The 26,880-nt window shown below is 72.6% G+C and carries 23 protein-coding genes; 10 read left to right on the top strand and 13 right to left on the bottom strand.

Annotated features, from left to right (window positions below; all coding sequences use genetic code 11):
* Positions 1-148: 148 nt before the first annotated feature.
* Positions 149-1,021, bottom strand: a complete 873-nt coding sequence (locus ACFV6D_RS19945) for a carbon-nitrogen hydrolase family protein (RefSeq protein ID WP_380560624.1) — start codon at positions 1,019-1,021, stop codon at positions 149-151.
* A gap of 103 nt (positions 1,022-1,124) precedes the next feature.
* A complete protein-coding gene (locus ACFV6D_RS19940; RefSeq protein WP_380560623.1) occupies positions 1,125-1,937 on the bottom strand; it encodes a phosphatase PAP2 family protein in 813 nt (270 codons plus the stop codon).
* Positions 1,938-2,389: 452 nt separating this feature from the next.
* Between ACFV6D_RS19940 and ACFV6D_RS19935 the strand changes: the two genes are divergently transcribed.
* Together ACFV6D_RS19935 and ACFV6D_RS19930 are read left to right on the top strand one after the other, a co-directional pair.
* Positions 2,390-3,361 (top strand): sigma-70 family RNA polymerase sigma factor, encoded by a 972-nt coding sequence (locus ACFV6D_RS19935; protein WP_063348089.1) that lies wholly within the window; start codon positions 2,390-2,392, stop codon positions 3,359-3,361.
* Between the two features lie 140 nt (positions 3,362-3,501).
* Positions 3,502-3,741: a hypothetical protein gene (locus ACFV6D_RS19930; RefSeq protein ID WP_363371587.1), complete on the top strand. Its 240-nt coding sequence runs from the start codon at positions 3,502-3,504 to the stop codon at positions 3,739-3,741.
* A gap of 10 nt (positions 3,742-3,751) precedes the next feature.
* Here the strand turns inward: ACFV6D_RS19930 and mscL are convergent, their stop codons facing one another.
* The 5 genes from mscL to ACFV6D_RS19905 form a co-directional block, all read right to left on the bottom strand.
* Positions 3,752-4,171, bottom strand: coding sequence for a large conductance mechanosensitive channel protein MscL (gene mscL, locus ACFV6D_RS19925; protein WP_380560622.1), 420 nt, complete (start codon positions 4,169-4,171; stop codon positions 3,752-3,754).
* A gap of 30 nt (positions 4,172-4,201) precedes the next feature.
* Entirely contained in the window at positions 4,202-4,465 is a 264-nt protein-coding gene (locus ACFV6D_RS19920; protein WP_380491757.1) for a hypothetical protein, read from the bottom strand.
* A 298-nt stretch (positions 4,466-4,763) separates the two neighbouring features.
* Positions 4,764-5,096: an FmdB family zinc ribbon protein gene (locus tag ACFV6D_RS19915; RefSeq protein WP_079135672.1), complete on the bottom strand. Its 333-nt coding sequence runs from the start codon at positions 5,094-5,096 to the stop codon at positions 4,764-4,766.
* Positions 5,097-5,289: 193 nt separating this feature from the next.
* Positions 5,290-6,681 carry an MFS transporter gene (locus ACFV6D_RS19910; RefSeq protein WP_380560621.1) on the bottom strand — a complete coding sequence of 464 codons (1,392 nt, stop codon included), beginning with the start codon at positions 6,679-6,681 and terminating at the stop codon, positions 5,290-5,292.
* A gap of 350 nt (positions 6,682-7,031) precedes the next feature.
* A complete protein-coding gene (locus ACFV6D_RS19905) occupies positions 7,032-8,516 on the bottom strand; it encodes a potassium/proton antiporter (RefSeq protein ID WP_380428372.1) in 1,485 nt (494 codons plus the stop codon).
* A 311-nt stretch (positions 8,517-8,827) separates the two neighbouring features.
* Here ACFV6D_RS19905 and ACFV6D_RS19900 point away from each other — a divergent pair, with 311 nt between their 5' ends.
* Positions 8,828-11,539, top strand: a complete 2,712-nt coding sequence (locus ACFV6D_RS19900) for a penicillin acylase family protein (RefSeq protein ID WP_380560620.1) — start codon at positions 8,828-8,830, stop codon at positions 11,537-11,539.
* Between the two features lie 63 nt (positions 11,540-11,602).
* Here ACFV6D_RS19900 and ACFV6D_RS19895 read toward each other — a convergent pair whose 3' ends face one another.
* Positions 11,603-13,240: an ABC-F family ATP-binding cassette domain-containing protein gene (locus ACFV6D_RS19895; RefSeq protein WP_380374745.1), complete on the bottom strand. Its 1,638-nt coding sequence runs from the start codon at positions 13,238-13,240 to the stop codon at positions 11,603-11,605.
* A 193-nt stretch (positions 13,241-13,433) separates the two neighbouring features.
* A complete protein-coding gene (locus ACFV6D_RS19890) occupies positions 13,434-14,666 on the bottom strand; it encodes a trypsin-like serine peptidase (protein WP_380491883.1) in 1,233 nt (410 codons plus the stop codon).
* Between the two features lie 528 nt (positions 14,667-15,194).
* On the opposite strand from ACFV6D_RS19890, the gene ACFV6D_RS19885 reads away from it, so the two are divergent.
* Positions 15,195-16,802, top strand: coding sequence for an ABC-F family ATP-binding cassette domain-containing protein (locus ACFV6D_RS19885; protein WP_363585689.1), 1,608 nt, complete (start codon positions 15,195-15,197; stop codon positions 16,800-16,802).
* Positions 16,803-16,873: 71 nt separating this feature from the next.
* Here the strand turns inward: ACFV6D_RS19885 and ACFV6D_RS19880 are convergent, their stop codons facing one another.
* Positions 16,874-18,292, bottom strand: coding sequence for a S41 family peptidase (locus ACFV6D_RS19880; RefSeq protein ID WP_380560619.1), 1,419 nt, complete (start codon positions 18,290-18,292; stop codon positions 16,874-16,876).
* A gap of 335 nt (positions 18,293-18,627) precedes the next feature.
* On the opposite strand from ACFV6D_RS19880, the gene ACFV6D_RS19875 reads away from it, so the two are divergent.
* Together ACFV6D_RS19875 and ACFV6D_RS19870 are read left to right on the top strand one after the other, a co-directional pair.
* Complete coding sequence (locus tag ACFV6D_RS19875; protein WP_063351004.1) at positions 18,628-18,840, top strand: hypothetical protein; 213 nt, start codon at positions 18,628-18,630, stop codon at positions 18,838-18,840.
* Positions 18,841-18,865: 25 nt separating this feature from the next.
* Positions 18,866-19,237 (top strand): toxin Doc, encoded by a 372-nt coding sequence (locus ACFV6D_RS19870; RefSeq protein WP_363371486.1) that lies wholly within the window; start codon positions 18,866-18,868, stop codon positions 19,235-19,237.
* Positions 19,238-19,353: 116 nt separating this feature from the next.
* On the opposite strand, the gene ACFV6D_RS19865 is transcribed toward ACFV6D_RS19870, so the two are convergent.
* The 3 genes from ACFV6D_RS19865 to ACFV6D_RS19855 form a co-directional block, all read right to left on the bottom strand.
* A complete protein-coding gene (locus tag ACFV6D_RS19865; RefSeq protein ID WP_363371201.1) occupies positions 19,354-20,001 on the bottom strand; it encodes a Pr6Pr family membrane protein in 648 nt (215 codons plus the stop codon).
* Positions 20,002-20,135: 134 nt separating this feature from the next.
* Complete coding sequence (locus ACFV6D_RS19860) at positions 20,136-20,681, bottom strand: GNAT family N-acetyltransferase (RefSeq protein ID WP_380485161.1); 546 nt, start codon at positions 20,679-20,681, stop codon at positions 20,136-20,138.
* Positions 20,682-20,772: 91 nt separating this feature from the next.
* Complete coding sequence (locus ACFV6D_RS19855) at positions 20,773-20,928, bottom strand: hypothetical protein (RefSeq protein ID WP_380374751.1); 156 nt, start codon at positions 20,926-20,928, stop codon at positions 20,773-20,775.
* 108 nt (positions 20,929-21,036) lie between these two features.
* Between ACFV6D_RS19855 and ACFV6D_RS19850 the strand changes: the two genes are divergently transcribed.
* From ACFV6D_RS19850 to ACFV6D_RS19835, 4 genes are read left to right on the top strand one after another with little or no spacing between them, the layout of a single operon-like run.
* Complete coding sequence (locus ACFV6D_RS19850) at positions 21,037-22,158, top strand: CaiB/BaiF CoA transferase family protein (RefSeq protein WP_380560625.1); 1,122 nt, start codon at positions 21,037-21,039, stop codon at positions 22,156-22,158.
* A gap of 2 nt (positions 22,159-22,160) precedes the next feature.
* On the top strand, positions 22,161-23,303 hold the full coding sequence (locus tag ACFV6D_RS19845) for an acyl-CoA dehydrogenase family protein (RefSeq protein ID WP_380560618.1): 1,143 nt from the start codon (positions 22,161-22,163) through the stop codon (positions 23,301-23,303).
* Positions 23,304-23,343: 40 nt separating this feature from the next.
* Positions 23,344-24,558 (top strand): acetyl-CoA C-acetyltransferase, encoded by a 1,215-nt coding sequence (locus ACFV6D_RS19840; protein WP_380560617.1) that lies wholly within the window; start codon positions 23,344-23,346, stop codon positions 24,556-24,558.
* 38 nt (positions 24,559-24,596) lie between these two features.
* Complete coding sequence (locus tag ACFV6D_RS19835; RefSeq protein ID WP_380560616.1) at positions 24,597-26,804, top strand: 3-hydroxyacyl-CoA dehydrogenase NAD-binding domain-containing protein; 2,208 nt, start codon at positions 24,597-24,599, stop codon at positions 26,802-26,804.
* The last annotated feature ends 76 nt before the right edge of the window (positions 26,805-26,880 follow it).

Here is a 26,880-nt window from a genome sequence, read left to right as displayed (position 1 = left end):
CGCGGCGTGGGGCCGGCGCGCCAGCGCGGGGGGGGCGGGGGGGGGGCGCGGGGCGGGGCCCCCCCCCCCCCCGGCCCCCCCGCCCGCCCCCCCGGGGGGGGGGCCCGCCGGCGTTTCCCGGGCCGGGCGGGATCGGGGCCTGGCCGGCTCAGACCAGGGCGAAGAGCGCGCGCGGGGCAGCCGGGCGGGCGTTGGCGGCGGCCAGGTCGGCGAGCATGGTCTCGCTCTCCCGGGCGGCGCGCAGGACGGCCGGGTCGAGGTCGACGACGACGAGTTCGCGCCGGTCCTCGCCCGCCTCGGCGAGCAGCCGGCCGTCCGGGGCCCACACCGCGCTGCCACCGCAGGTGTGCCAACCGCCGGTGTGGCCGATGTGGTTGGCGAGCACCGTGTAGAGGGTGTTGTCGAGCGCGCGGGCGGGGAACCAGGTGCGGGACTCGTGGTGGCCGTGGCCGACGCTGAACAGCGCGCCGACCAGGTAGGCGTGGCAGCCGTCGAGTGCGGCGGCGCGGGCGTGCTCGGGGAAGCCCGAGTCGTAGCAGACGCCGAGGCCGAGCCGCCAGCCGTCCAGCTCCAGGGTGCAACCGGCCGCCCCGGGACGGTAGTAGTCGCGTTCGGCCTTGAACAGGTGCTGCTTGTCGTAGCGGGTGACGAGGCCGCCGTCCGGGCCGAGGACGAAGGCGGAGACCCGCAGCTCGTCGCCCACCTGCGCGGCGGCGCCGACGATCGCGGCGGTGCCGGTCTCGCGGCAGGCCTCGGCGATCGGCGCGAGGCGCGGATCGCCGGGCTGGACGGCGCACTTGAGCGGGTCGGTGCGGATCAGCTCGGGCTCGTAGCCGGAGAGGAACTTCTCGGCGAACAGCACCAGGCGGGCGCCGGCCGCGGCGGCCTCGCGGACCAACTCGGCGGCCTGGGCGGCGTTGGCGGGTATGTCGCCGGCCACGGCCTGGGCCTGGACGGTGGCGATCCGCAGTGGGCGCTCGGGGTGACGGAGGGCGGCGGCGGGGGCCGGGGCGGGAGACATGGCCGTCACGCTAGCGGACGGCTTCGGGCAGCCCCGGGCGGCCCTGGACCGGCCCTGGGCGGCCCCGGACGGCCCCGGCGACCGTACGCGGATGTCGGTGGTCTCAGTGGACGGCCTCGTCCGGGTGGTCGGTGGCGGCGTCGCCCAGTGGATCGGTGCCGCGCGGCGACCGGACCGACGGCACGGTGATCCGCTGGACCCTCGGCCGGGTACGCCAGTTGACCCGCCGTACGTCGCGGGCCAGCGCGCCCGGTCGCCAGAGTTCGACGACGGCGGTCACGGCGCCCAGCACGAACCCGGCGGCCAGCCAGCCGGCGACCACGTCGCTCGGCCAGTGGACCCCGAGGGCGATCCTGGTCCAGCCGATGGTCAGCACCGTCGCCGCCGCCACCGCGCAGGCGGCGATCCGTCCGCGTCGACGGACCCGGTACCAGACCAGGCCGACCAGCACCGCGCAGGTGATCGCCGAGGCCATGGCGTGCCCGGAGGGGAAGGCCGGGCCGCCGGCGTGCGAGACCGGGTCGGCGAAGGAGGGGCGTTGGCGGCCGACGGCCAGCTTCAGCGCCCACTGGCCGCCCCAGCCGACCAGGGTCTGGGCGGCCACCCAGCCGGCCAGGACCCGGGCGCCGATCAGCCACAGCCAGACGGCCGCGATGCCGAGCAGGGTGCGCATCGTGACCGTGCCGCCGATGTCGGAGAGCGTCTGCACCGAGGCGGTCCAGATCCGGTGCTGCCGGGCGAAGGTGTGCAGTTCGCCGATCCAGCTCTGGTCGAGCTGTTCCAGCGGATGCCAGTGCCGGGTCACCAGGGCGGCCAGGAGGCCGAACAGCGCGGCACAGACCACCGCGAGCGCCGAATCCCGCAGGAGGCGGCGGTGACGCGCAGTGACGGTGGTCGAGCTGTTGGTCAGGTGCATGGCTGACACCTTCCCAGTGTCCCGGGCCGATCAGGACCACGGGTGATAGCGATTCGGCATCGTTTGTGGGGAGAACCTGCGTACGCCGGGGGCGGGCGCCGGCGGAAGGCGCCGGCGGAAGGCGGGGGCGCGCGGGAACGCGCGTGCCCGTTCGCGGGTTTCACCCTGTACGGCGGCCGGCGGGGCGGCGGGCGCGTGTGCGGGGCGTGACGGAAGCGCTCGGAAGCAGTTGCGGAAACGGCACCTAAGGTGCTCGACCGGTCACCCGGTGTCCATAACCGGGGTGAAAACCGGCAGCATACTGCATCGCGGGGAAGAATCTGAGTAACTTGGGAATGTTGTCCGGATTCTGTTCGTTGGATCGTTACGTGTGAGCCCCGCGGGGCCCCCATTTCTTGCCCTCTCGGGGGGCAGGCAGGCAGACCTCGGCAATTCCAGCAAAGGGAGCAAGCATGGCCACCCGTGCCGTCGTTCGCGACAGGGCCGACCGGACTCGCGCGGCCCGCCCGACCAACCTTGAGGCCGACCGCGACCTGGTCGGCATGTACCTCGACGAGATCGCCAGGACACCCCTGCTCGATGCCGCCGAGGAGGTCGAGCTCTCACTGCGGATCGAGGCCGGCGTGTACGCCCAGCACCTGCTGGAGCAGGGCGTGTTCCCCGACGGCGTGAAGCGCGAGGAACTGGAGGCGATAGCCGAGGACGCCGAGCGCGCCAAGGACGTCTTCATCCGCTCGAACCTCCGGCTCGTGGTGGCGGTCGCCCGCCGGTACCCGCGCAGCGGCCTTCCGCTGCTGGACCTCATCCAGGAGGGCAACGCCGGCCTGGTGCGCGCCGTCGAGAAGTTCGACTACGCCAAGGGTTTCAAGTTCTCCACCTATGCCACCTGGTGGATCCGGCAGGCGATCACCCGGTCGATCGCCGACCAGTCCCGCACCATCCGGCTGCCCGTGCACCTGGTCGAGGAGCTGGGGCGGATCCGGCGGGTGCAGCGGGAGAAGTCCAAGGAGCTGGGCCGGGAGGCCGAGCCGGCCGAGATCGCGGCCGAGCTGGACACCACCGAGGCCCGGATCAAGGACGTGCTGGATTGGGCCCGCGACCCGGTCAGCCTCAACATGGCGGTCGACGACGAGGGCGAGACCCAGTTCGGCGACCTGGTCGAGGACACCGGGGCGACGTCCCCCGAGGACGCCGTGATGGTCATGCTCCGCCGCGAGGAGCTGGACGGCCTGATCGGGCGGCTGGACGACCGCACGGCCTCGATCATCCGCTCCCGCTACGGGATGGAGGACGGCCGCGAGCGCACCCTCACCGAGGTGGGCAAGCAGCACGGCCTCACCCGCGAGCGGATCCGCCAGATCGAGAAGCACGCGCTGGCCGAGCTGAAGAAGATCGCCGACCACGCGGGCTTCGAGGCCGCCTGAGAACCCGAGCAACTGCCTGCGGCTCCATCCCCGCCCCGGGCCCTGGTGCGGAGCACTCCGCACCAGGGCCCGGGGTGTTTCGCGGGGCTCTTAGGCTGGAGGGACAGGACGATCCGGACGGCAGTCGACGGGAAGCGGAAGTGAGCAGGGTGAGCGAGCAGGGGCAGGCGCGGGAGCAGGAGCAGGGACAGGGGGAGCAGCAGGGACGGGAGGAGCGGCCGGCGGCGCCGAAGGCCCGGCTGGTCTTCCGGGACCCTCTGGACCAGCAGTCCCGGGACGACACCGACACCGGCTGGGGTGAGCGCCCCGGGGCGGGGGAGAGCGGTGGGCGGGGGCTGGACTGGTACCTGAGCCAGCGCCCGCCGCACCACGGGGACTGAGGCGCGGCGCTCAGCGCTGCGGGGCGACCAGCGCGTCGCGGATCTCGGTGAGCAGTTGGACCTCCTTGGCCTCGGCCTCCGCCATCGTCTCGGCGGTGCTCTTCCGCCTGGCGGCCAGCCTGTTCATGGGCACGATCAGGACGAAGTAGACGACGGCCGCCGTGATCAGGAACTGCAGCAGGGCGCTGAGCACCGATCCCCACAGGATGAGGATCCCGGACGTGACCTCGCCGGTGGCGTTCAGCTCGCAGGGCCCCTTGAGGCAGGAACTGTAGGACGCCAGGTCCTTCGTTCCGAAGACGCCGACGATCGGATTGATGACGCCCTTGACGAAGGCGTTGACGATGTTGGTGAAGGCCGCGCCGATGACGACGGCGACGGCGAATTCGACGACGTTTCCACGCAGCAGGAATTGCTTGAAGCCTTTCATGCCGCCGTGAACGACGAAGTCGTTGCCCGGTTACGGGTGATCTTCCGTCGGACCGGATTGACAACCCGTCCGGCCCACCGGGCCGCCCGGCGGCGACGGCAGCCCGGCCCGTGCGGGCCCGACCGCGAGCGCCGCGGCCACCGCGAGCAGCACCAGCGCGGGCACCCCGGCCCGGCGTCGTACGGCGTGCCGCCAGCGGTGCCACCCGCCGGCCCCGCGCCGGATCGGCGGGAAGCGCGGCACCTCCCGCCGGGGCGGTACGGCGGGTGCGGGCAGCGGTACGGAGAGGCTCATGGTCGTCATGGTCACCACCGAGGTCGTGGGGGGCCGCCCCTGTGCGGGCCGGTCGTTCTCCGGCGACCCCTACGATGTGCGCCGCGCGCCGCCCCGGAAAGCCGTTATCCGCAGCCTGTGGACAACTCGGGCCCTGTGGATGAATTCGTACACCCGCACGAGTGCATCCGGCCCGCCGGGGCTGACGAACCGGGGCGGCGAGTGGTGACAGCGAGCAGGGACGACGAAGGCCCGCCGCCCCGCGGAGAACGCGGGGTGGCGGGCCTTGTCGATGCGCTGTGTGCGTCCGGCGCCGAGGTCAGCTCGCGGCCGGGGCCGGGCTGGAGGAGCTGGAAGAGCTCGAAGAACCGGAGGACGAGGACGTCGACGACGTCGAGGACGACGCCGGGGTCGAGCCGGACGACGCCGCCGAGGAGCTACCGGAGGAGCCTGCGCCCACCGTGCTGCTGGAGGACGAGCGGCTGTCGGTGCGGTAGAAGCCCGAGCCCTTGAACACGACGCCCACGGCCGAGAAGACCTTGCGGAGCCGTCCCTGGCAGTCGGGGCACGTGGTCAGCGCCTCGTCGGTGAACTTCTGCACCGCCTCCAGGCCGTTGCCGCACTCGGTGCACTGGTACTGGTACGTGGGCACTTGTCTTCCTCCTGGCACTCTCGCCTGATGAGTGCTAACGATGGTCAATGATGCGGCATTCCGCTGAATCAGTCCAGCGACTCCGATGTGAGATGAGCCGTGGCCGAGCCGCGCACACTTCTCCACCGCGGATCCGCGCGGCTTCCACCGCGCGCCGCCCACGGCTTCGCGCGGTGCGCCACCGCGTGCCCGCTCAGCCCTTGGCCGCGCCCACCAGCTGCGCCGCGGCGCCGAGCTCCGGTGCGGCCGCGACGACCTGACCAGGCCCGCTCGGCGCGGTCAGCAGGTGCCGCAGCGACACCAGCGCGATCAGGCCCAGGCCGGCGCCGGCCACCGGCACCAGGAACCCGCTGGACGGCCCGTGGCCGTCGATCAGCTGCCCGGCGATCATCTGGCCGACCGCCAGGCCGAGGCCGATGGCGCCGGTCAGCCAGGTGAACGCCTCGGTCTTGGCGCCGTCCGCGACGAGGGTCTCGACCAGGGTGTAGCCGCTGATCAGGGTCGGCGCGATGGCCAGGCCGCAGACCAGTCCGGCGGCGGCGAGCGCGACCAGGTTGGGCATCGCCCACAGCGTGGAGCAGCCCAGCACCAGCAGGGCGTAGCTCATGACCATCCGCTGCTGCACGGACCGCCGCCAGGCGATCACGCCGTACAGCACGCCGGCCACCATCGAGCCGCCGGCGAAGATCCCGTACACGGTGCCGGCGGCGCCGTGCTGCCCGACCGAGTCGGCGAAGGCGTTCACCGAGACCTGCATGCCGCCGAACACGGCGCCCACCCCGAGGAAGGCCCCGGCCAGCAGCCGGACGCCGGGGGAGGCGAGCGCGGAGGCGCGTCGCACGCCGGGCTGGGGCAGTGCCCGGGCGGGCGCGGTGCGCCGCTGGGCGGCGAAGGCCAGGCCGCCGACGAGGGTCAGCGTGGCCTCGGCGATCAGCCCGGCCGAGGGGCTGACCGTGGTGGCGACGGCGGTGGCCAGGATCGGGCCGATCACGAAGGTGAACTCGTCCGTCACGGACTCGAAGGCGAACGCGGTGCCCACCTTGGCCGCGGACGAGGCGGACGCGCCGTCCGCGGTGAACTCGGCGATCCAGCGGGCCCGGACCATGGCGCCGATCTGCGGAACGCTCGCGCCGGCCGGGACGGCGGCCAGGAACAGGCTCCAGGCCGGTGCGTGGCCGAGCGCCAGCGCGATCAGCGCGCCGACCGAGGCCGCGTGCACCACGACGGTCGGGACGAGGACGGCGGTCTGGCCGTACCGGTCGGCGAGCCGGCCGGTCTGCGGGCCGATCAGGGCCTGGGCGACGGCGGCGACGGCCGCGACGGTGCTCGCGGTGCCGTACGAGCCGTGGGTGTCCTTGACGAGCAGCAGGATGCCCATGCTGAGCATCGCGTACGGCAGCCGCGCGAGGAATGCCGGTGCCAGGAACGTCCAGGCGCCGGGCGTGCGCAGCAGTGCGCCGTACCCGACCCGCACGGGGGCGGGGGCGTCGACGGCATCGGCGGTGCCGTCGGCGGGGGTGGCGTTGGCGGTGTCACGCGGGGGCGCGGTGTCCGCGGGGTCGTCGACCGTTCGGCGGGCCGTCACGGTCGGTCCTTCCTGCTGCCTGGTAGCGCGGCAGGGCATGGGGTGGCCCCGACGGCGCCGAGAGTCGTCCTCTCGCGCGTCGACCGGGGTAGATACCGGGCCGGACCGGCGTGGTGGCCGAGGTCCGGACCGCGGCCGCCGAACGGTCGCGCCAACTCTGCTTCAGGCAGATGCTGGGTGTGATCTGACCATCATACATATACGCGCGTAGATGTCGCGCGCATCCCCAGACTACAAGGCACGTCCAAAACTGTCCTGCCCATCGAAGGTGAACAGCGGGTGAGACCTTCCGGTCTTCCGGTCACCACCCGCCGCCCACCCGCCGCCCACCCGCCGCCCACCCGCCGGGCTCACCGCCCGTGCAGCCACCCCGCGAGCTTGCCGCCCTTGTCCACGGCCCGCAGCCGCCGCTCGGCCGCCTCGCCGACCTCGTCGGTGGTGACCACCAGCAGCTCGTCCCCGCCGCGCAGCACCGTCGCCTTGTCCGGCACGAAGGAGCTGCCCTCCCGCACCACCAGGGTGACGGCGGCCCCCTTGGGCAGCCGCAGCTCGCTGACCTCCACGCCGGACATCCGGGAGCCGGGGGAGAGCGCGACCGACAGCAGGTGCCCGTGCAGCTTCTCCAGCGGGGCGGACTCGATGTCCAGGTCCTGGCCCATCGAGCCCTCGCCGATCCGCAGCTGCTTGGCCACCCAGGGCAGGGTCGGGCCCTGGAGCAGGGTGAAGACGACGACCAGGATGAAGACGATGTTGAAGACGTCCTGGGCCTTCGGCGCGCCCGACACCAGCGGGATGGTCGCCAGCACGATGGGCACCGCCCCGCGCAGTCCGGCCCAGCTGAGCAGCGCCTGCTCCCGGCCCGGAACCTTGAACGGGGTCAGCGTCACCACCACGGACAGCGGCCGGGCCAGGAAGACCAGCACGCCGCCGATCACCAGCGCGGGGACCACCGCGGAGCCCATGGTCTCGGGCGTGCAGAGCAGGCCGAGCAGCACGAACATGCCGATCTGCCCGATCCAGGCCAGGCCGTCGGCGAAGCCCCGGACGGCCGGGCCGTGCGGCAGCTTGGCGTTGCCGAGGATCACCGCGCAGATGTAGACGGCGAGGAAGCCGGAGCCGTGCAGCAGTGCGCCGCCCGCGTAGGCGAGCACGGTCAGCGCCATCACGGCGATCGGGTACAGGCCGGAGGAGGGCAGCGCGACGTGCTTGATCCCGTACGCGCCGAGCTTGCCGACCGCGAAGCCGACCGCCGCGCCGATCGCCAGCTCGGCGATGATCGTGCCGACCAGGACGTACCAGGAGTCCAGCTCGCCGGTGGTGGCGAAGGCGACGACCAGGATGACCACGGGCGCGTCGTTGAAGCCGGACTCGGCCTCCAGCAGGCCGGTGAGCCGGTGCGGCAGCGGGACCATGCGCAGGACGGAGAAGACGGCGGCGGCGTCGGTGGAGGAGACGATCGCGCCGAGCAGCATCGAGGTCCGCCAGTCCAGGCCGACCAGCCAGTGCGCGCCGGCCGCGGTGACGAACACGCTGACCCCGACGCCGACGGTGGCGAGCACGGTGGCGGCCGGCATCACGGGTCTGACCTCGCGCCAGCTGGTCTTGAGGCCGCCCTCGGCGAGGATCACCACGAGGGCCGCGTAGCCGAGCACCTGGGTCAGCTCGGCGTTGTTGAAGGAGACGCCGATGCCGTTCTGGCCCAGGGCGACGCCGATCCCGAGGTAGATCAGCAGGCTCGGTAGCCCTGAGCGGGTGGATATCCGCACGGCGACCACCGCGACCAGCAGGATCACGGAGAACTCGAGGAGGAGCTGGTTCAGGTGGTCGATGTTCACGCAGTGGCACCTCGTGCAGGCAGGGGCGGGCGGGGTGTCTGGTGGTGCTGGAGGGTGCGACCCGTTAAGAAGGCGTCAATGCTCCTGTTGCGGATCGTTACTCAGTCTAACATTTTGCCATATCTTTAGTTTCTTTTCCTCCCCGGGCCCCCGACCGCCGCCTCCAGGCCTCCTCGTTGACCTCCTCCGATCCCACGGTGAGCGTCCCCCGTGCACGCCGCTCGGCCGACTCGGCCTAATGTGGTGCCCTGTCACGGCCCCCGGCCCTGGACACGCCCGCCCGCCCCGAAGTCAGGACCGCAAGGACCCAGATGCCCCGCTCGAAGAAGTTCCGGCGCGCCCGTCTGATCGTGATCGTGCTGGTCGTGCTGCTGGTGGCCGGCGTCGGCTACGGCGGCTACCGCGGGGTCACCGCGGTCCGCGCGTCCTTCCCGGAGGTCGACGGCACCGTCAAGGTGGCGGGCATGAGCGCGCCGGTCGACGTCAAGCGGGACGCCAACGGCATCCCGCAGCTCTACGCCGACACCAACGAGGACCTCTTCCGCGCCCAGGGCTACGTCCAGGCGCAGGACCGCTTCTGGGAGATGGACGTCCGGCGGCACATCACCGCCGGCCGGCTGTCCGAGATGTTCGGCGACGGCCAGGTCGACACCGACGCCTTCATCCGCACCATGGGCTGGCGGCAGGTGGCACAGAAGGAGTTCGACACCAAGCTGTCGGCCGACACCAAGAAGAACCTCCAGGCCTACGCGGACGGCGTGAACGCCTGGCTCGGCGAGCACCCCGGCGGCGAGAAGGCCTCGCTGGAGTACGCCCTGCTCGGCGCCGTCAACGGCGACTACCAGCCCGAGCAGTGGAGCCCGGTCGACTCGGTGGCCTGGCTCAAGGCGATGGCCTGGAACCTCTCCGGGAACCTCCAGGAGGAGATCGACCGCTCGCTGCTGGCCCAGGACTTCGGTCCGGACAAGATCGCCGAGCTGTACCCCGACTACCCGTACACCCGCAACGGCACGATCGTGAAGACCGGCACGGTGGCCGGCGACAACTACCGCCCCGCCGACGGCTCGCCCCCGTCCGGCGGCGGCACCGCCACCACCCAGGGCGCGGCCACCACCAAGGCGCTGCTCCAGGGCCTCACCGACCGGATCGACGGCATGCCGCAGCTGCTCGGCCGCCCCGGCCAGGGCATCGGCTCCAACTCCTGGGTCGTCGCCGGCACCCACACCACCACCGGCAAGCCGCTGCTGGCCAACGACCCGCACCTCGGCCCCGGCCTGCCCTCGGTCTGGTACCAGATGGGCCTGCACTGCCGCACCAGCTCGCCGGCCTGCCAGTACGACGTCTCCGGCTTCAGCTTCGCCGGCATGCCCGGCGTGATAATCGGCCACAACAAGGACGTCGCCTGGGGCTTCACCAACCTCGGCGCCGACGTGACCGACCTCTACCTGGAGAAGGTCACCGGCCCGGACACCTACCAGGTCGACGGCAAGGACGTGAAGTTCGACCTCCGCAAGGAGACCATCAAGGTCGCCGGCGGCGAGGACCGCACAATCACCGTCCGCACCACCCAGACCGGCGCCCCGCTCATCTCCGACCAGAGCACCGAGCAGCAGAACGTCGGCAAGTACGCCCCCAACGGCAGCGCCGCCCCCGACCGCGGCACCGGCGGCTACGGCGTCGCCCTGCAGTGGACGGCGCTGAACCCCGGCAAGACCATGGACGCGGTGTTCGAGCTGGACCGGGCCCGCAACTGGGACGAGTTCCGGGCCGCCGCCAAGGACTTCGCCGTCCCCGCGCAGAACCTCGTCTACGCCGACGCCAAGCACATCGGCTACCAGGCCCCCGGCGACATCCCGGTCCGCGGCAAGGGCGACGGCAGCTACCCGGCCCCGGGCTGGGACTCCACGTACCAGTGGAAGGGCTCGATCCCCTTCACCGCCCTGCCGTACAGCCTGGACCCGTCCGCGGGCTACATCGTCACCGCCAACCAGGCCGTGGTGGACCCGAGCTACAAGTACTCGCTCACCAAGGACTGGGAGTACGGCACCCGGGCCAAGGAGATCACCGACCAGATCGAGGGCCTGCTCAAGAACAACGGCAAGATCTCGCCGGACGACATGCAGACCATGCAGCTGGACAACACCAGCATCATGGCCAAGACGCTCGTCCCGCTGCTGCTCAAGCAGCAGATCGACGACCCGTACGTGCGCGAGGCCCAGGACCTGCTGAAGGACTGGAACTACCACCAGGACGCCGACTCGGCCGCCGCCGCCTACTACAACGGCGTCTGGCGCCAGCTGCTCAGCCTCGCCTTCGGCCAGAAGTTCCCGGCCGACCTGCGGGCCAAGGGCAACTGCCTGCTGGTCCGCCAGCAGGACGACCCGACCAGGCCGGACAGCTCCAGCAAGATCGTCACCGAGTGCGGCACCCGCGACCCGGGCAAGGCCCAGCCGGACGGCGGTGACCGCTGGACCGAGGTGGTCCGGCAGCAGCTGGACAAGCCGGACAGCTCCTGGTGGACGTACATCGACTCCCAGCACAAGGAGCAGAAGGGCCTGGACAACCTGCTCAAGGAGGCGATGAAGGACGCCCGGCAGGACCTCACCTCGCTGCTCAGCAAGGACATCTCCACCTGGAGCTGGGGCCGCCTGCACAAGCTGACCCTGCGCGAGCAGACCCTCGGCACCGACGACTCCTCGATCGCCTCCGGCGTGGTCCACCGGCTGCTCAACCGCGGCCCGTACCGGCTCTCCGGCGGCTCCGCGGCCGTCGACGCGGCCGGCTGGAACGCGGCGGCCGGCTACCAGGTGGACTGGATCCCGTCGATGCGGATGGTGATCGACCTGAGCGACCTCGACTCCTCGCGCTGGATCAACGTCGGCGGCGCCTCCGGCCACGCCTTCCACGACAACTACAACGACCAGACCGACCTCTGGCTCAAGGGCAAGCTGCTGACCTGGGCCTACACGCCGGACGCGGTCGAGAAGGCCACCAAGCACAAGCTGGTGCTCACCAACGGCTGACCCCGCACGAACCCGCACGACCCGCACGACCCCGGCGGGGGGGGCCCCCCCCGCCGCACGGGACTACAGCTCGTGCACCCGCCCGTCCCGGACCTCGATCCGCCGGTTCACCGTGACGGTGTCCAGCATCCGCCGGTCGTGGGTGACCAGCAGCAGGGTCCCGGTGTACGAGCCGAGCGCCGCCTCCAGCTGCTCGATCGCGGGCAGGTCCAGGTGGTTGGTGGGCTCGTCCAGCACCAGCAGGTTGACCCCGCGCGCCTGGAGCAGCGCCAGCGCGGCCCGGGTGCGCTCACCGGGGGAGAGGGTGCCGGCCGGGCGCTTCACGTGCACCGCCTTGAGGCCGAACTTGGCCAGCAGGGTGCGCACCTCCTCCGGCGTGAACTCCGGGACGGCGGCGGCGAAGGCGTCCGCCAGCGGCTCGCCGCCGAGGAACAGCCCGCGCGCCTGGTCCACCTCGCCGACCACCACGCCGGAGCCCAACGAGGCACTGCCGCCGTCGAGTTCGAGCCGGCCGAGCAGGGCGGCCAGCAGCGTCGACTTGCCCGCGCCGTTGGCGCCGGTGATGGCGACCCGGTCCGCCCAGTCGATCTGGAGGTCCACCGGGCCGAAGGCGAAGTCGCCGCGGCGGGCGACGGCCGCGCGCAGGGTGGCGACCACCGAGCCGGAGCGCGGCGCGGTGGCGATCTCCATCCGCAGCTCCCACTCCTTGCGCGGCTCCTCGACCACGTCCAGCCGCTCGATCATCCGCTGGGTCTGCCGGGCCTTGGAGGCCTGCTTCTCGGTGGACTCGGCGCGCTGCGCCTTTCCGATCTTGTCGTTGTCGGAGGACTTGCGGCGGGCGTTGCGCACGCCGTGCTCCATCCAGCCGCGCTGCATCCGGGCCCGGGCCTCCAGCCCGGACTTGGTGTCGGCGTACTCGTCGTACTCCTCGCGGGCGTGCCGGCGGGCCACCGCGCGCTCCTCCAGGTACGCCTCGTAGCCGCCGCCGTACAGGTTGACCTGCTGCTGGTGCAGGTCCAGCTCCAGCACCTTGGTGACGGTGCGGGCCAGGAACTCGCGGTCGTGGCTGATCAGCACGGTGCCCGCGCGCAGGCCCTTGACGAAGGCCTCCAGCCGCTCCAGGCCGTCGAGGTCGAGGTCGTTGGTGGGCTCGTCGAGCAGGAAGACGTCGTAGCGGGAGAGCAGCAGCGAGGCGAGGCCGGCCCGGGCGGCCTGGCCGCCGGACAGCGCCGTCATCGGCAGGTCGAGCGAGACCTTCAGACCGAGCGAGTCGGCGACCTCCTCGGCGCGCTCCTCCAGGTCGGCGCCGCCCAGCTCCAGCCAGCGGTCCAGGCTCGCCGCGTACGCGTCGTCGGCGCCCGGGCGGCCCTCGACCAGGCCCTCGGTGGCCTCGTCCAGCGCGGTCTGCGCGGCCGCCACGCCGGTGCGGCGGGCCAGGAAGTCGCGCACCGACTCGCCCTCGCGCCGCTCCGGCTCCTGTGGCAGGTGGCCGATGTTGGCGGTCGCCGGGCTGAGCCGCAGCGAACCGCCCTCGGGGGTGTCCAGCCCGGCCAGCAGCCGCAGCAGCGTCGACTTGCCGGCGCCGTTCACGCCGACCAGGCCGATCACGTCACCGGGGGCGACGACCAGGTCCAGGCCGGAGAAGAGGGTGCGTTCGCCGTGACCGGCGGCGAGGTCCTTGACTACGAGTGTGGCGCTCATGATGAGCCCGATTGTAGGAGGAGCGGGCCGGGTGGCGGAAAAGCCCGGGGCCGCGGCGCGGCTGCCGCGGCCCCGGGGACCGGCCACGCGGGCCGGTCAGGACCTACCGGACCCGGGAGGCCACCCGGGCCTCGGCGGTGCTCCGGGCCTCAGTGGGGCTCCGGGCCTCAGTGGTGCCCCGGGGCCTCGGTGGTCACTTCGACTTCTTCGAGAAGTAGTCGAACATCCGGGCCGCCACGTCGTCCAGGTACGGGCCGGCCTCCCAGGTGCTGGCGCCGTTGCCGATCGAGGTGTCGCTGACCAGGGCCGGCTTGCCGTCCTTGGTCGCGACCCAGCCGCCGCCGCTGCTGCCGCCGGTCATGTTGCAGCCGATCATCAGCATCGCCGGGCGGCTCGGGTCGCCGGTCTTCTTCGCCGGCTTCCCGCTGTCGCAGTGGTCCAGCTCGACGCCGTCGAACGGCTTGCCGGCCGGGTAGCCGTAGGCGCTGACGCTGTTGAACTGCTCACGCGGGGCGTTGAACCAGATCGGCACGGAGCCGCCGACGGTCTCCTCCAGCGACTTGCCGTTGCCGCTCGGGTTGGCGACCTTGATGATCCCGAAGTCGTACTGGCTCCACGGGCCGCCGTGTTCCGGGTCGGCCTCGGCCGACCACTGCGGCGAGACCATGCCGGCGGTCGCGCCCCACTCGCCGTACGGCTCGGCGTCGGTCTCGTTGGCCTGCTTGCCGCCGCTCAGCAGGCCGTTGCTGTTGTAGGCCGGGGCGAAGGAGATGTTGGTGTAGTACTGGCCGCCCTTGCCGCCGTTCAGGCAGTGGCTGGCGGTCCAGACCAGGTTGCTCTTGCCGGGGTTGGCCGGGTCGGAGACGACGGTGCCGGAGCACACGTAGTCCTCGTTCCCGTCCTTGAAGAAGAGCTTGCCGTTGACGTGCAGGTTCTTCGCGAACGGGTGCTGGGTCGGCTTGGCCTCGATGACGGTGGGCAGCGCGTCGCCGGTGCTCGGGGGCTGGGCGGTGGTGGGCTGCGCCGGGGCCGGGGTGGCCGGCTTCGAGGTCGGCTGGGCCGGGGCCGCGCCGGTCGGCTGGGCCGGCGGCTGCGTCGGGTCGGGCTGCGGCTGCGGCATCGGCTTGGGCTTGGCGTTCAGGATCCGCTGCAGGGTCCAGTAGCCCTTGACCGCCGGAGTGATCACGTTCTGCTGGGCCCACTTGTCCCAGTCCTCGAACTTCCAGGTCTTCAGCTCTTCGGCGGTCGGCAGCTTGATCGGTGCTGCGCCCGGCTTGCCGGTGGCGCCGGCCGCGACCGTCGGAGCCGTGGTCCGGGCCACGACCGGGTCGCTGTTGTCCGGGCCGCACGCGGTCGCGGCCAGCACGGTCAGCGCGGCGACGGAGGCGCCCAGGACGGCACGGTTCGGCCGGTACATCGGTGACATGAGTTCAAATCCCCCTGTGAATAACCGCCATGCGACCCCTTCCTCGGGTACGGCTCCGGGGAGCCGCAGGCATGGCAGGGGAGGAGTCTGCCATGCGGATAAAGGCCTCCTTACGCACACCCCCGGACTGGGGAGGGGCCGTCACCGGATGGGCACCGGACCGGCACCCGCCCTCCTCCGGGCGCCCGGAATCCGGTCGGGCGGCCGCTTCCCGGTGCGTGTCCAGGGTGCTTCCCGGTGCGCCGAAATTCGGTTGCCCGCGTCGGGCGCCGTGCGTAGCGTGGACGGAGTCACCAGCCAGACAAGGAGAAGGCCGTTGCTCTACTGAGGTCCCGAGACACCGCCCCCGCCGCGCAGGCCCTTCGCCGCGCGGTGTGCGAGTGTGCGACCTCAGTCACGGCCCCGTGGCGAGCCCGATCCGGCTGATCCGGATCCGCCCCGCCCTCCCCCCGGCCGTACCGGTCCGTACCCGCGGTGTCTCCCCGTGTTGCTCATCGTTCCCTTCGGCAACCACCCGGGAGGCCCTCCATGGCACAACCCACCACCGCCGTCCTCTGCACCGATCTCACCTTCGAGTGGCCCGACGGCAAGCCCGTCCTGGACGGCTTCCACCTCGCCGTCGGCCCCGGCCGCACCGGCCTGATCGGGCTCAACGGCGCCGGCAAGTCCACCCTGCTGCGGCTGATCGCCGGCGAGCTGACCCCGACCGGCGGCACCGTCCGGGTCGACGGCGAACTCGGCTACCTGCCCCAGGGGTTGACGCTGGACACCACCGTGCGGGTGGACGAGGCGCTCGGCATCCGGGCCACCCGCGAGGCCCTGCACGCCATCGAGTCCGGGGACTCCGACCAGCGCCACTTCGACGCCGTCGGCGACGACTGGGACGTCGAGGAGCGCGCCCGCGCCACCCTCGACCGGCTCGGCTTGCACCGCCTCGGCCTCGACCGCACCACCGGGGAGCTCTCCGGCGGCGAGGCCGTCCTGCTGCGCCTCGCCGCCCTGCTGCTGCGCCGCCCCGACGTCCTGCTGCTCGACGAGCCCACCAACAACCTGGACCGGACGGCCCGGGAGCGGCTCTACGAGACGGTCGCTGGCTGGCACGGCGTCATGCTGATCGTCAGCCACGACCGCGAACTGCTCCAGCACGTCGACCAGATCGCCGACCTGCGGGACGGCGCGGTCACCTGGTACGGCGGCAACTTCGCCGAGTACGAGCGCACCCTCGCCGCCCAGCAGGAGACCGCCGAGCGGCTTCTGCGCAACGCCGAGGCCGACGTCGAGCGCCAGAAGCGGGACTTGACCGAGGCCCGCACCCGGCTGGACCGCAGCGCCAGCTACGGCAAGAAGCGCTCGGTCACCCGCAACGACCCGCACATCTTCGCGGGCAAGCTCAAACGCCAAGGCCAGGAGACGGCCGGGCGGCTCCAGGGCATGCACACCGAGCGGCTGGAGGAGGCCCGGCAGCGGCTCACCGCCGCCGAGGAGGCGGTGCGCGACGACGCCGAGATCCGGATCGACCTGCCGCGCACGGCCGTCCCGGTCGGGCGCACCGTGCTCACCCTGCAGAAGGTCCGGCTGCCCTACGGCACCACCGCCGACCTCGACCTGCGCGGCCCCGAGCGGATCGCCCTGGTCGGCCGCAACGGCTCCGGCAAGACCACCCTGCTGCGCACCATCGCGGGCGAACTCGCCCCGCTGGAGGGCGAGGTCAGCACCCCGGTGCCGCTGCGTCACCTGCCGCAGCGGCTCGACCTGCTGGACGACAAGCTGACCGTGGCGGAGAACGTCAAGCTGTTCGCCCCCGCCGCCGGGGACAACGCGATCCGTGCCCGGCTGGCCCGCTTCCTGTTCCGCGGCGGCCGGGCCGACCAGCCCGCCGCGACCCTCTCCGGCGGCGAGCGGTTCCGGGCCACCCTGGCCGCGCTGCTGCTGGCCGACCCGCCGCCGCAGCTGCTGCTGCTCGACGAGCCGACCAACAATCTGGACCTCGCCAGCGTCCGCCAGCTCACCCAGGCGCTCGCCGCCTACCAGGGCGCGCTGATCGTGGCCAGCCACGACGTGCCGTTCCTGCGCGGCCTGGGCCTCACCCGGTGGCTGGAGCTGGACGGCGAACTGCGGGGGGTGGATCCGATGTAGCCGGTACGGCGCGGGCGGCCGCCGCCGGGGTGGCCGGTACGGCGCGGGCTGCCTCGCCCGCGATGCGGCCGCTACTGCTCGCCGAGGACGCGGCGGGCCGTGCTCAGGGCGGAGTCCTTGAGCCCGGCCGGCTCGTCATCGGTGAACACCGGCGTGCGGATGTCCGGCGGGATGCCGGGGCCGTCGAAGGTGCTGCCGTCGGGCGTGAGGTACTTCTCGTTCGGCAGCACCACCATGAAGTCCGGCGAGAGGGTCTTGATCAGTACGTCGGAGAAGACGCCCTGGGTGTTCTCGCCGATCCGGACGACGTGCGGGGAGCGGCCCATCAGGGTCTGGGTGAAGGTCTCGGCGGCGCTGATCGACAGCGAGGAGGTGAGCAGGGCGACGGGGCCGGTGAAGTGCTCGGTGTGCGCGGGCCGCACCACGACCGGCTGCGGCCGGGTGAACTTCGTGGGGTCGGCCGGGTCGTCGCGGGCCACCTTGCGGTAGGCGACGTACGGGCGGTCGGTGAGCCGGGCGGCGATCTGCTGCCCGAGCGCGTCCGAGCCGCCGCCGTTCAGCCGGACGTCGATCACCAGGCCGTTGAGTCGGTCGGGGTCGGCGAGCAGGGCGTCCAGCGCCCGGTCGAGCTCCTTGGCCTGGGCGGCGAACCCGCCGGTCGCGTAGCCGTCGAAGCCGCTCACCCGCAGGTAGCCGAGGCCGCCCGGGAGCCGGCCCACGCCCAGCCGGCTCACCCCCTGCTCGTTGACGGCGAACTCCTGTTCAGGGCCGATCAGTTGTGCGTCGACGGCCTTGCGGGCCGCGTCCCGCAGGGCGGGCGTCGACTTCAACGAGCCGTCGCGCCGGCCGGAGTAGACGCCGGTCGGGCCGGTACCGGTCACCCGGGCCAGACCGGTGTGCGCGTCCTTGAGCGGGGTCAGCAGGTCGATGAAGATCTGCTGGAGCTGGTCGGTGGTGGTCGCCGGAGTGATCTTCGCGCGCTGCTCGTCGCGGGCCGCGTGCCAGTCGATCCCCTTGGCGGCGAAGAAGGGGTAGTTCTCCTCGAAGGTCTCCCAGAACCGGTCGAAGACCGCGAGCGGGTCGTTGGGGGCGGGCCGGGTGCACAGCGCCGGCAGCGCGTCCAGGCGGCGCAGCGCCTTGGTGCCCGTCCCGCCCTCCTCGGCGTCGATCGCCCGGCGCCCGCCCGGCTGCGGGGTGAGGGTGAGGGCGTTGTCGCCCAGGACGTACCGGACGGTGCCGTCCCGGCCGGGGGCGCCGTCCTGCGTCCCGGTGACCCACCCCGGCACGCAGCTGTGCGTCGTCACGTCGTAGGTGACCAGGCTGCTCCCGGAGACCACGGCCACCAGGCCGTACCCGTCCATCTGCCAGACCCCATGGAGGGACCTGCCCCGCCTGTCCTGGCCGTCGGCCTGTGTCGCGGCCACCCCCGGCGCCGCCACCGCGACCGTCGTCGCGAGCGCCACCGCCGTGGCCGCCACCGTCCTGCCCACTGCCGCTCTGCCCACTGCCGCCCCGCTCGCCGCAGTCCTGCTCGCCGCGGCCCTGCCCGCTGCGGTCCTGCCCACTGCCCTGCGCGTCATCTCCGGCCTCCGCCGAACCGCCCGGCCTCCCCCGCGGAACCGCTCCGCCGCCTTGCCCCTGACGCTACGGTGGCCCCCACCGCCCCGGCGTCATCCCGCGCGCCCGACCCCCGCCCGACTTGGGGGCTACCCGCGGCTGCGCCGAAACCACTCCGCGGGGGTATCGACAGCAAACCCTTTTGACGGCGGGTGAAAATCCTCCGTTGATGGTCCCAACTCCGGTGCGCTCCAGTACCATCGGCGCCATGCCTGCGCTCAACATCGAGTACACGGAGCACGAGCTCGCCGCGATCCGCGAGGCCGCCGCCGCGGACGGGAAGAGCATCAAGGCGTACATCCACGACCTGAGCGTGCGGGAGCAGCAGCGGCGGGTGTTCGTGGACCATGCGGTGGCGTTCTGGAAGTCGCACCGGGCGGAGTTCGACGCCGCGTTCCCGGAGGACGCGCCGGCGGCGTGAACGGCGCGGCGGGGGTGCGGGGATGATGCTGTTCCACGTCGACCTGCGCTGGCTGCTCGACGTGCAGGAACTGGCCTCGCCGGAGGACCTCAGCGTGCGGGACTACTCCGCGCTCCAGGCCGCCGTCGCCCGGCACCGGGTGAACACCGCGCAACTCGGCCACGACGCCGACGCCGCCTGGTGCGCGGCCACCCTGATGCACACCATCGTGCTGCTGCGCCCCTTGCCGGTGCGCAACAACCTGTACGCCTGCATGACGACGGCCGCGTACATGCACGCGGCCAAGGAGGGCGTCGACCCGCCGTACGGGGCGCTGGTCGAGCTGGCCCGCGACATCGCGGCGGGCGGGGCGGACGTGTTCGCGGCGGCCGACCGGATCCGCTCCTGGCGGATCTGAGGCCGGCCGCCGCGCGGACGGTCACCCGGGAAAGGGCGTCCCCGGAAAGCGCCTCTGTGAAAGGGCGCCCTGGGGAAGAGGCGCCCCCGGGGAGGCCGTCATCCGTGCCCGGGCATTCAGGACTTGGCGGACCTCAGCTTGCCCGCGACCAGCGTTCCCAGCCGGTCCAGCCCGACCACGGCGGCGGCCAGCACCACGAACTCGACCGTCAGCAGGGCTATCTGGCCCCAGACGTAGCCGTAGCCCTTGGTGGTGGGGTCGAAGAAGAAGTAGGGGTAGGGCGTCGGGTAGTCGTCGAACAGCGCGTTCCGGGCGAGCACGATCGCCGCGTAGCCGAGCGGGAAGGCCAGCCAGAGCGGGATGTCCTTCCAGGCCGCCGCGTTGCGCGGCTTCAGCACCAGCCAGTCGGCGATCACCATCACCGGCGTCACGTAGTGCAGGAAGAACGACGACCAGTGCGCGAGCTTGTCCGGCCCGCTGACCAGCCCGGGCAGCGGGTTGGCGCCGTGCTGGAGCAGGACGTGCGAGACCAGACCGGTGATCAGGATGTACAGGGTGGCGGCGCCGCGCAGCCGGGGTGCGGGCGCGTCCACGGTGTCGCGCTTGAGCATCCAGTACACGGCGCCGATGAAGTAGCCGAGCACGATGACGTTGCTCTGCACGGTGAAGAACACCAGCGGCGCGGTTCCGAGGGTCAGGCCGAGGCCCGCCGAGAGCACGATGCCCATGCGCCACCACAGCGCGGGGCGGGTCCGGACTGTCATGCGGCCACCAGTTCGTTTCAGGCGATACGGGAGGTACCGGACGGCTAAGGGGGAACGCCGCACTCTACTCGCAGGTAGCAGCGGGACGGAAGAAACGGTCCTGCTCAGGGCGGTGGCCAGGTCGGCCGCCCGGCTCAGGCCATCCGGTGGATCAGCCGGTCCTCGTCGTCGGTGCGGCCGTCCGGGTCCGGCAGCAGCCCGAGCCGCTCGGCGAGCCGGCGGGACGGCACGTTGTCCGGGTGGATCAGGGCGACCACCGGCACGCCGGGGAAGCGCGGCAGCGCCTCCGCCATCGCCGCCCGGGCCGCCTCGGCGGCGTAGCCCAGGCCCCAGGCGGACGGCCGGAAGCGGTAGTAGAGGTTGAACACCCGCTCGCCGTCCAGCGTGTGCAGGTAGAGCCCGGAGAACCCGATGACCACCTCCGGCTCCTCCCGGGTGGACACGGTGCAGTACCCCACCCCGTCCCGCGCCCAGTCGGCGACGAAGCCGTCCAGCATCTCCCGGCTCGCCGCCCGGTCGCGGTGGGGCCCGTTGGGGTTGTACCGGTTGGTCTCCGGATCCCCGTGGATCGCGAACACCGCCTCCACGTCCCCCTCCTGGGGCCGTCCGAGCACCAGCCGCTCGGAGGCGGTGACGATCGTGCGGGTGGCGTGTCCGGTGGCGTGTCCGGTGGTGGTCATGGCGCTTCCCCCGTGTCGTTCGTAATAGGTCTACCGCACCATAGGCCATTACCCCGACAGTCGCCCGACCATTTCCGCCCACCCGCCCCGGCTACGGGATCGGCTCACGCTCGATCGCCTTGCCCCCGGCGGTGAGGAACCGGCGCAGTCGCTCGGGCGGCAGGCGGCAGGCGGCGGCGAAGTCCTCGGCGGCGGTGTTCATGGTGGGGGAGGAGGTCTTGTTACCGGCGGGTCGCTTCTCTATCATCGCGGGTGTTACAGCTTTACTGTCAAACCCAGAAGGGTTCTGCAGCCAGTGCGTGACACGAGCAGTCCGCCGGGCGCCACGGCCACCGGCCCCGGCCCGTTGGCGGGGGTGCGGGTGGTCGAGCTCGCGGGGATCGGGCCGGGGCCGTTCGCAGCGATGCTGCTGGCCGACCTGGGCGCCGACGTGGTGCGGGTGGACCGGCCGGATCCGTCGCCGCTGGGCATCGATCCGGCGTACGACGTGACCAACCGGAACAAGCGGTCGGTGCTGGTCGACCTCAAGTCCCCGGCGGGGCCCGGCCTGGTGCTGGACCTGGTCGAGCGGGCGGACCTGCTGATCGAGGGCTACCGGCCCGGGGTCGCGGAGCGGCTCGGGGTCGGGCCGCAGGACTGCCTGGCCCGCAACCCGGCGCTGGTGTACGGGCGGATGACCGGGTGGGGGCAGCAGGGGCCGCGCGCCGCCAGTGCCGGGCACGACCTCGGGTACGCGGCGGTGGCCGGGGTGCTCGGCCTGGTCGCGGGGCCGGGCGGGCCCGAGGAGGCGCCCGGCATCCCGGCCAACCTGCTGGGCGACTACGCGGGCGGCTCGCTCTACCTGGTCGTCGGCCTGCTCGCCGGGCTGCACCACGCCAGGAGCACCGGCGCCGGCCAGGTCGTCGACGCCGCGATCGTGGACGGCGCGGCGCACCTGTCCAGCATGCTGTGGGGGCTGCTCGCGGCCGGCCACTGGCAGGACCGCCGGGGCGCCAACCTGCTGGACGGCGGCGCGCCGTTCTACGCGGTCTACCGGGCGGCCGACGGCGGACACCTGGCCGTGGGGGCGCTGGAGCCGCAGTTCTACGCCGAGTTCGCCCGGCTGCTGGAACTCGGCCCGCAGGCGCCCGGGCAGTACGACCTGGCCCGCTGGCCCGAACTGCGAGCCCTGATCGCCGACCGCTTCGCCACCCGGACCAGGGCCGAGTGGGAGGCCGTCTTCGCCGGCTCCGACGCCTGCGTGGAGCCCGTACTGACGATGCGTCAGGCAGCCCGGGAGGAGCACCTGTTGGCGCGCGGCACCTACGTCGAGGCGGGCGGTGTCACCCAGCCCGCCCCCGCCCCGCGCTTCTCCGCCACCCCCGGCGTGTTGCGCCGCCCGCCGGCCCGGCCGGGTGCGGACACCGCCGAGGTGGCCCGCGACTGGGCCGTCCCGTCCCTCAACTCCGACAACTCCGATGCAGGACAAGGAGCGTAGCGTTGCAGCGCGAGATCTTCACCGAGCAGCACGAGGACTTCCGGGCCGCCGTGCGGGCCTTCCTCGCCAAGGAGGTGCTGCCGCACTACGACCGCTGGGAGAAGGCCGGCATCGTCGACCGCTCCGCCTGGCTGGCGGCCGGCCGCCAGGGCCTGCTCGGGATGGCCGTCCCCGAGGAGTACGGCGGCGGGGGCGCCCCGGACTTCCGCTACGCCGCCGTGCTGGCCGAGGAGTTCGCCCGGGCCGGCGCCTCCGGGCTGGCGATCGGCCTGCACAACGACATCATCGGCCCCTACCTCACCTCGCTCGCCACCGAGGAGCAGAAGCGCCGCTGGCTGCCCGGCTTCTGCAGCGGTGAGCTGATCACCGCGATCGCGATGACCGAGCCCGGCACCGGCTCCGACCTCCAGGGCATCCGCACCCAGGCCGTCGACCGGGGCGACCACTACCTGCTCAACGGCGCCAAGACCTTCATCTCCAACGGCATCCTCGCCGACCTGGTGGTCGTGGTCGCCCGCACCACCCCCGAGGGCGGCGCGCACGGGCTGAGCCTGCTGGTCGTCGAGCGCGGCATGCCCGGCTTCGAGCGCGGCCGCAACCTGGACAAGATCGGCCAAAAGGCCCAGGACACCGCCGAGTTGTTCTTCGAGGACGTCCGGGTGTCGAAGGCGAACCTGCTCGGCGAGCTCAACGGCGGCTTCGTCCACCTGATGCAGAACCTCGCCCAGGAGCGGCTGACCATCGCGGCCGCGGCGATCGCCGGCGCCGAGTACCTGGTCGAGATCACCACCGACTACGTCAAGCAGCGCGAGGTCTTCGGCCGCCCGCTGGCCAAGCTCCAGCACGTGCGCTTCGAGATCGCCGAACTCGCCACCGAGTGCGCCGTCACCCGGGCCTTCGTCGACCGCTGCATCACCGAGCACAACCGCTACGCGCTCACCCCGGCGGACGCCTCGATGGCCAAGTGGTGGGCCACCGAACTGCAGAAGCGCACCGCCGACCGCTGCCTCCAACTGCACGGCGGCTACGGGTACATGAGCGAGTTCCCGGTCGCCCGGGCGTTCACCGACGGCCGGATCCAGACCATCTACGGCGGCACCACCGAGATCATGAAGGAGATCGTCGGCCGGTCCGTCCTCGGCTGAGGCCTCCCGCGAACCCCCCTGCCCCGAAAGGCGTTTGACCGTGACCACCGAAGCGTACGTCTACGACGCGATCCGCACCCCGCGCGGCCGGGGCAAGGCCACCGGCTCGCTGCACGGCACCAAGCCGATCGACCTCGTCGTCGGCCTGATCCACGAACTGCGCAACCGGCACCCCGAGTTGGACCCGGCGGCGATCGACGACATCGTGCTCGGCGTGGTCAGCCCGGTCGGCGACCAGGGCTCCGACATCGCCCGGATCGCGGCCATCGCGGCCGGCCTGCCCGACACGGTGGCCGGCGTCCAGGAGAACCGCTTCTGCGCCTCCGGGCTGGAGGCCGTCAACCTGGCCGCCGCCAAGGTCCGTTCGGGCTGGGAGGACCTCATCCTGGCCGGCGGCGTCGAGTCGATGTCCCGGGTCAAGATGGCCTCCGACGGCGGCGCCTGGTTCGCGGACCCGATGACCGCGTACGAGACCAACTTCGTCCCGCAGGGCATCGGTGCCGACCTGATCGCCACCATCGAGGGCTTCTCCCGCACCGACGTGGACGCCTTCGCCGCCGAATCCCAGGCCCGCGCCGCCAAGGCGCAGGCGGACGGCCTGTTCGACCGCTCGGTGGTCCCGGTCCGCGACCGCAACGGCCTGGTCGTGCTGGAGCGCGACGAGTTCATCCGCCCCGGCACCACCGTCGAGACCCTGGCCGGCCTCAAGCCCTCCTTCGCCGGCATCGGCGAGGCCGGCGGCTTCGACGCCGTCGCCCTGCAGAAGTACCACTGGGTCGAGGAGATCGACCACGTCCACCACGCCGGCAACTCCTCCGGCATCGTCGACGGCGCCGCGCTCGTCGCCATCGGGAGCCGGGAGATCGGCGAGCGGTACGGGCTGCGCCCTCGCGCCCGGATCGTCTCCGCCGCCGTCTCCGGCTCCGAGCCCACCATCATGCTCACCGGCCCCGCCCCGGCCACCCGCAAGGCGCTCGCCAAGGCCGGGCTCAACGCCGCCGACATCGACCTGGTCGAGATCAACGAGGCCTTCGCGGCGGTCGCCCTGCGCTTCATCCGCGAACTGGGCTTCCGGCCCGAACAGGTCAACGTCAACGGCGGCGCGATCGCCCTCGGCCACCCGCTCGGCGCCACCGGCGCGATGCTGCTCGGCACCGTGATCGACGAGTTGGAGCGGCGCGACCTGCGCTACGGCCTGATCACCCTGTGCGTGGGCGGCGGCATGGGCGTCGCCACCATCGTCGAGCGCATCTGACCCACTGTCCCTCGGATCCCCTCGGAGACCCTGAACTCATGAGCGACACCACCACCATCCGCTGGGAGCAGGACCAGGACGGCGTGGTCACCCTCGTCCTCGACGACCCGACCCAGTCCGTCAACACCATGAACGAGGCCTTCACCGCCGACCTCGACGCCGTCGTCGACCGGCTGGCCGGCCTCGCCGCCGCCGACGGGCTGCGCGGCGTGATCGTCACCTCCGGGAAGAAGACCTTCTTCGCCGGGGGAGACCTCCGGCTGCTCTCCGCCGCCCGCCCCGAGGACGCCGCCGCCGTCTTCGAGAAGTCCCAGCGGATCAAGCGCGCGCTGCGCAGGCTGGAGACCCTCGGCAAGCCGGTCGTCGCCGCCGTCAACGGCAGCGCGCTCGGCGGCGGCCTGGAGATCGCCCTCGCCTGCCACCACCGGATCGCCCTGGACAACCCCGCCAGCCGGCTCGGCCTGCCCGAGGTCACCCTCGGCCTGCTGCCGGGCGGCGGCGGAGTGGTCCGCACCGTACGGCTGTTCGGCATCACCGACGCCCTGCTGAAGTTCCTCCTGGAAGGCCGCCAGTACCGCCCGGCGCAGGCCCTGGAACACGGACTCGTCCACGAACTCGTCGCCACCCCGGAGGAGTTGACCACCCGGGCACGGGCCTGGATCGAGGCCAACCCGGCCGCCGTCCAGCCCTGGGACGTCAAGGGCCACAAGATCCCCGGCGGCACCCCCGCGACCCCGGCGTTCGCCGCCAACCTGCCCGCCTTCCCGGCCAACCTGCGCAAGCAGCTGAACGGCGCGCCCTACCCGGCCCCGCGCAACATCCTGGCCGCCGCCGTGGAGAGCGCCCAGGTCGACATCGACACCGCGATGGCGATCGAGGCCCGCTACTTCACCGAGCTCGCCTGCGGACAGACCAGCAAGAACATGATCCAGGCGCTGTTCTTCGACCTCCAGGCGGTCAACTCCGGCGCCGGCCGCCCCCAGGGCGTCGAGAAGCGACTCGTCCGCAAGGTCGCCGTGCTCGGCGCCGGGATGATGGGCGCGGGCATCGCCTACACCTGCGCCAAGGCCGGCATCGAGGTCGTGCTCAAGGACGTGAGCATGGCCGCCGCCGAACGCGGCAAGGCCTACTCCGCCGGGCTGCTGGACAAGGCGATCGCCCGCGGCCGCTCCACCGAGGCCAAGCGGGACGCGCTGCTCGCCCGGATCACCCCCACCGCCGAGGCCGCGGACCTGGCCGGCTGCGACGCGGTGATCGAGGCCGTCTTCGAGAACACCGAGCTCAAGCACAAGGTGTTCCAGGAGGTCGAGGGCGTCCTCGCCCCCGACGCGCTGCTCTGCTCCAACACCTCCACCCTGCCGATCGGGCTGCTCGCCGAAGGCGTCGAGCGCACCGAGGACTTCATCGGACTGCACTTCTTCTCCCCGGTCGACAAGATGCGCCTGGTCGAGATCATCCGCGGCCCGCAGACCGGCGACGAGGCCCTCGCCCGCGCCTTCGACCTGGTCCGGCAGATCGACCGGACCCCGATCGTGGTCAACGACTCGCGCGGCTTCTTCACCTCGCGGGTCATCGGCCAGTTCCTCAACGAGGGCGTCGCCATGGTCGGCGAGGGCGTCCCCCCGGCCAGCATCGAGCAGGCCGCCGCCCAGGCCGGCTACCCCGCCAAGGTGCTCTCGCTGATGGACGAGCTCACCCTCACCCTGCCGCGCAAGATCCGCGACGAGTACCGGCGCGCGGTCGAGGCCGCCGGCGGCAGCTGGACGCCCCACCCGGCCGACGCGGTGGTCGACCGGATGGTCGACGAGTTCGGCCGCCCCGGGCGCAGCGGCGGCGCCGGCTTCTACGAGTACGGCGAGGACGGCAAGCGCGGGCGGCTCTGGCCGGGGCTGCGCGAGCACTTCGGCGAGCCGGCCGCGGACCTCCCCTTCGCGGACCTCCCCTCCGAGGGCCTCCCCTTCGAGGACCTCAAGGAGCGGATGCTGTTCAGCGAGGCGCTGGACTCGGTGCGCTGCCTGGAGGAGGGCGTGCTGACCTCGGTCGCCGACGCCAACGTGGGCTCCATCCTCGGCATCGGCTTCCCGGCCTGGACGGGCGGCGTGTTCCAGTACATCAACGGGTACGAGGGCGGCCCGGCCGGCTTCGCGGCCCGGGCCCGCGAACTCGCCGCCGCCTACGGCGAACGGTTCGCGCCGCCGGCGCTGCTGGAGCGGATCGCGGCGGAGGGGCGCACCTTCACCGACTGACCGTCAGTCCTGAGCGGGCGGGGGCCGGGTGTCGGACGGCCCCCACCCGGCTCCTCCTGCGATTCCCGGCCAGGTC

The sequence above is a fragment of the Kitasatospora sp. NPDC059812 genome (genome assembly GCF_042732075.1).
GTDB lineage: Bacteria > Actinomycetota > Actinomycetes > Streptomycetales > Streptomycetaceae > Kitasatospora.
Note: the sequence above shows the minus strand (reverse complement) of the source record. Positions and strands in the feature narration are given on the sequence as shown.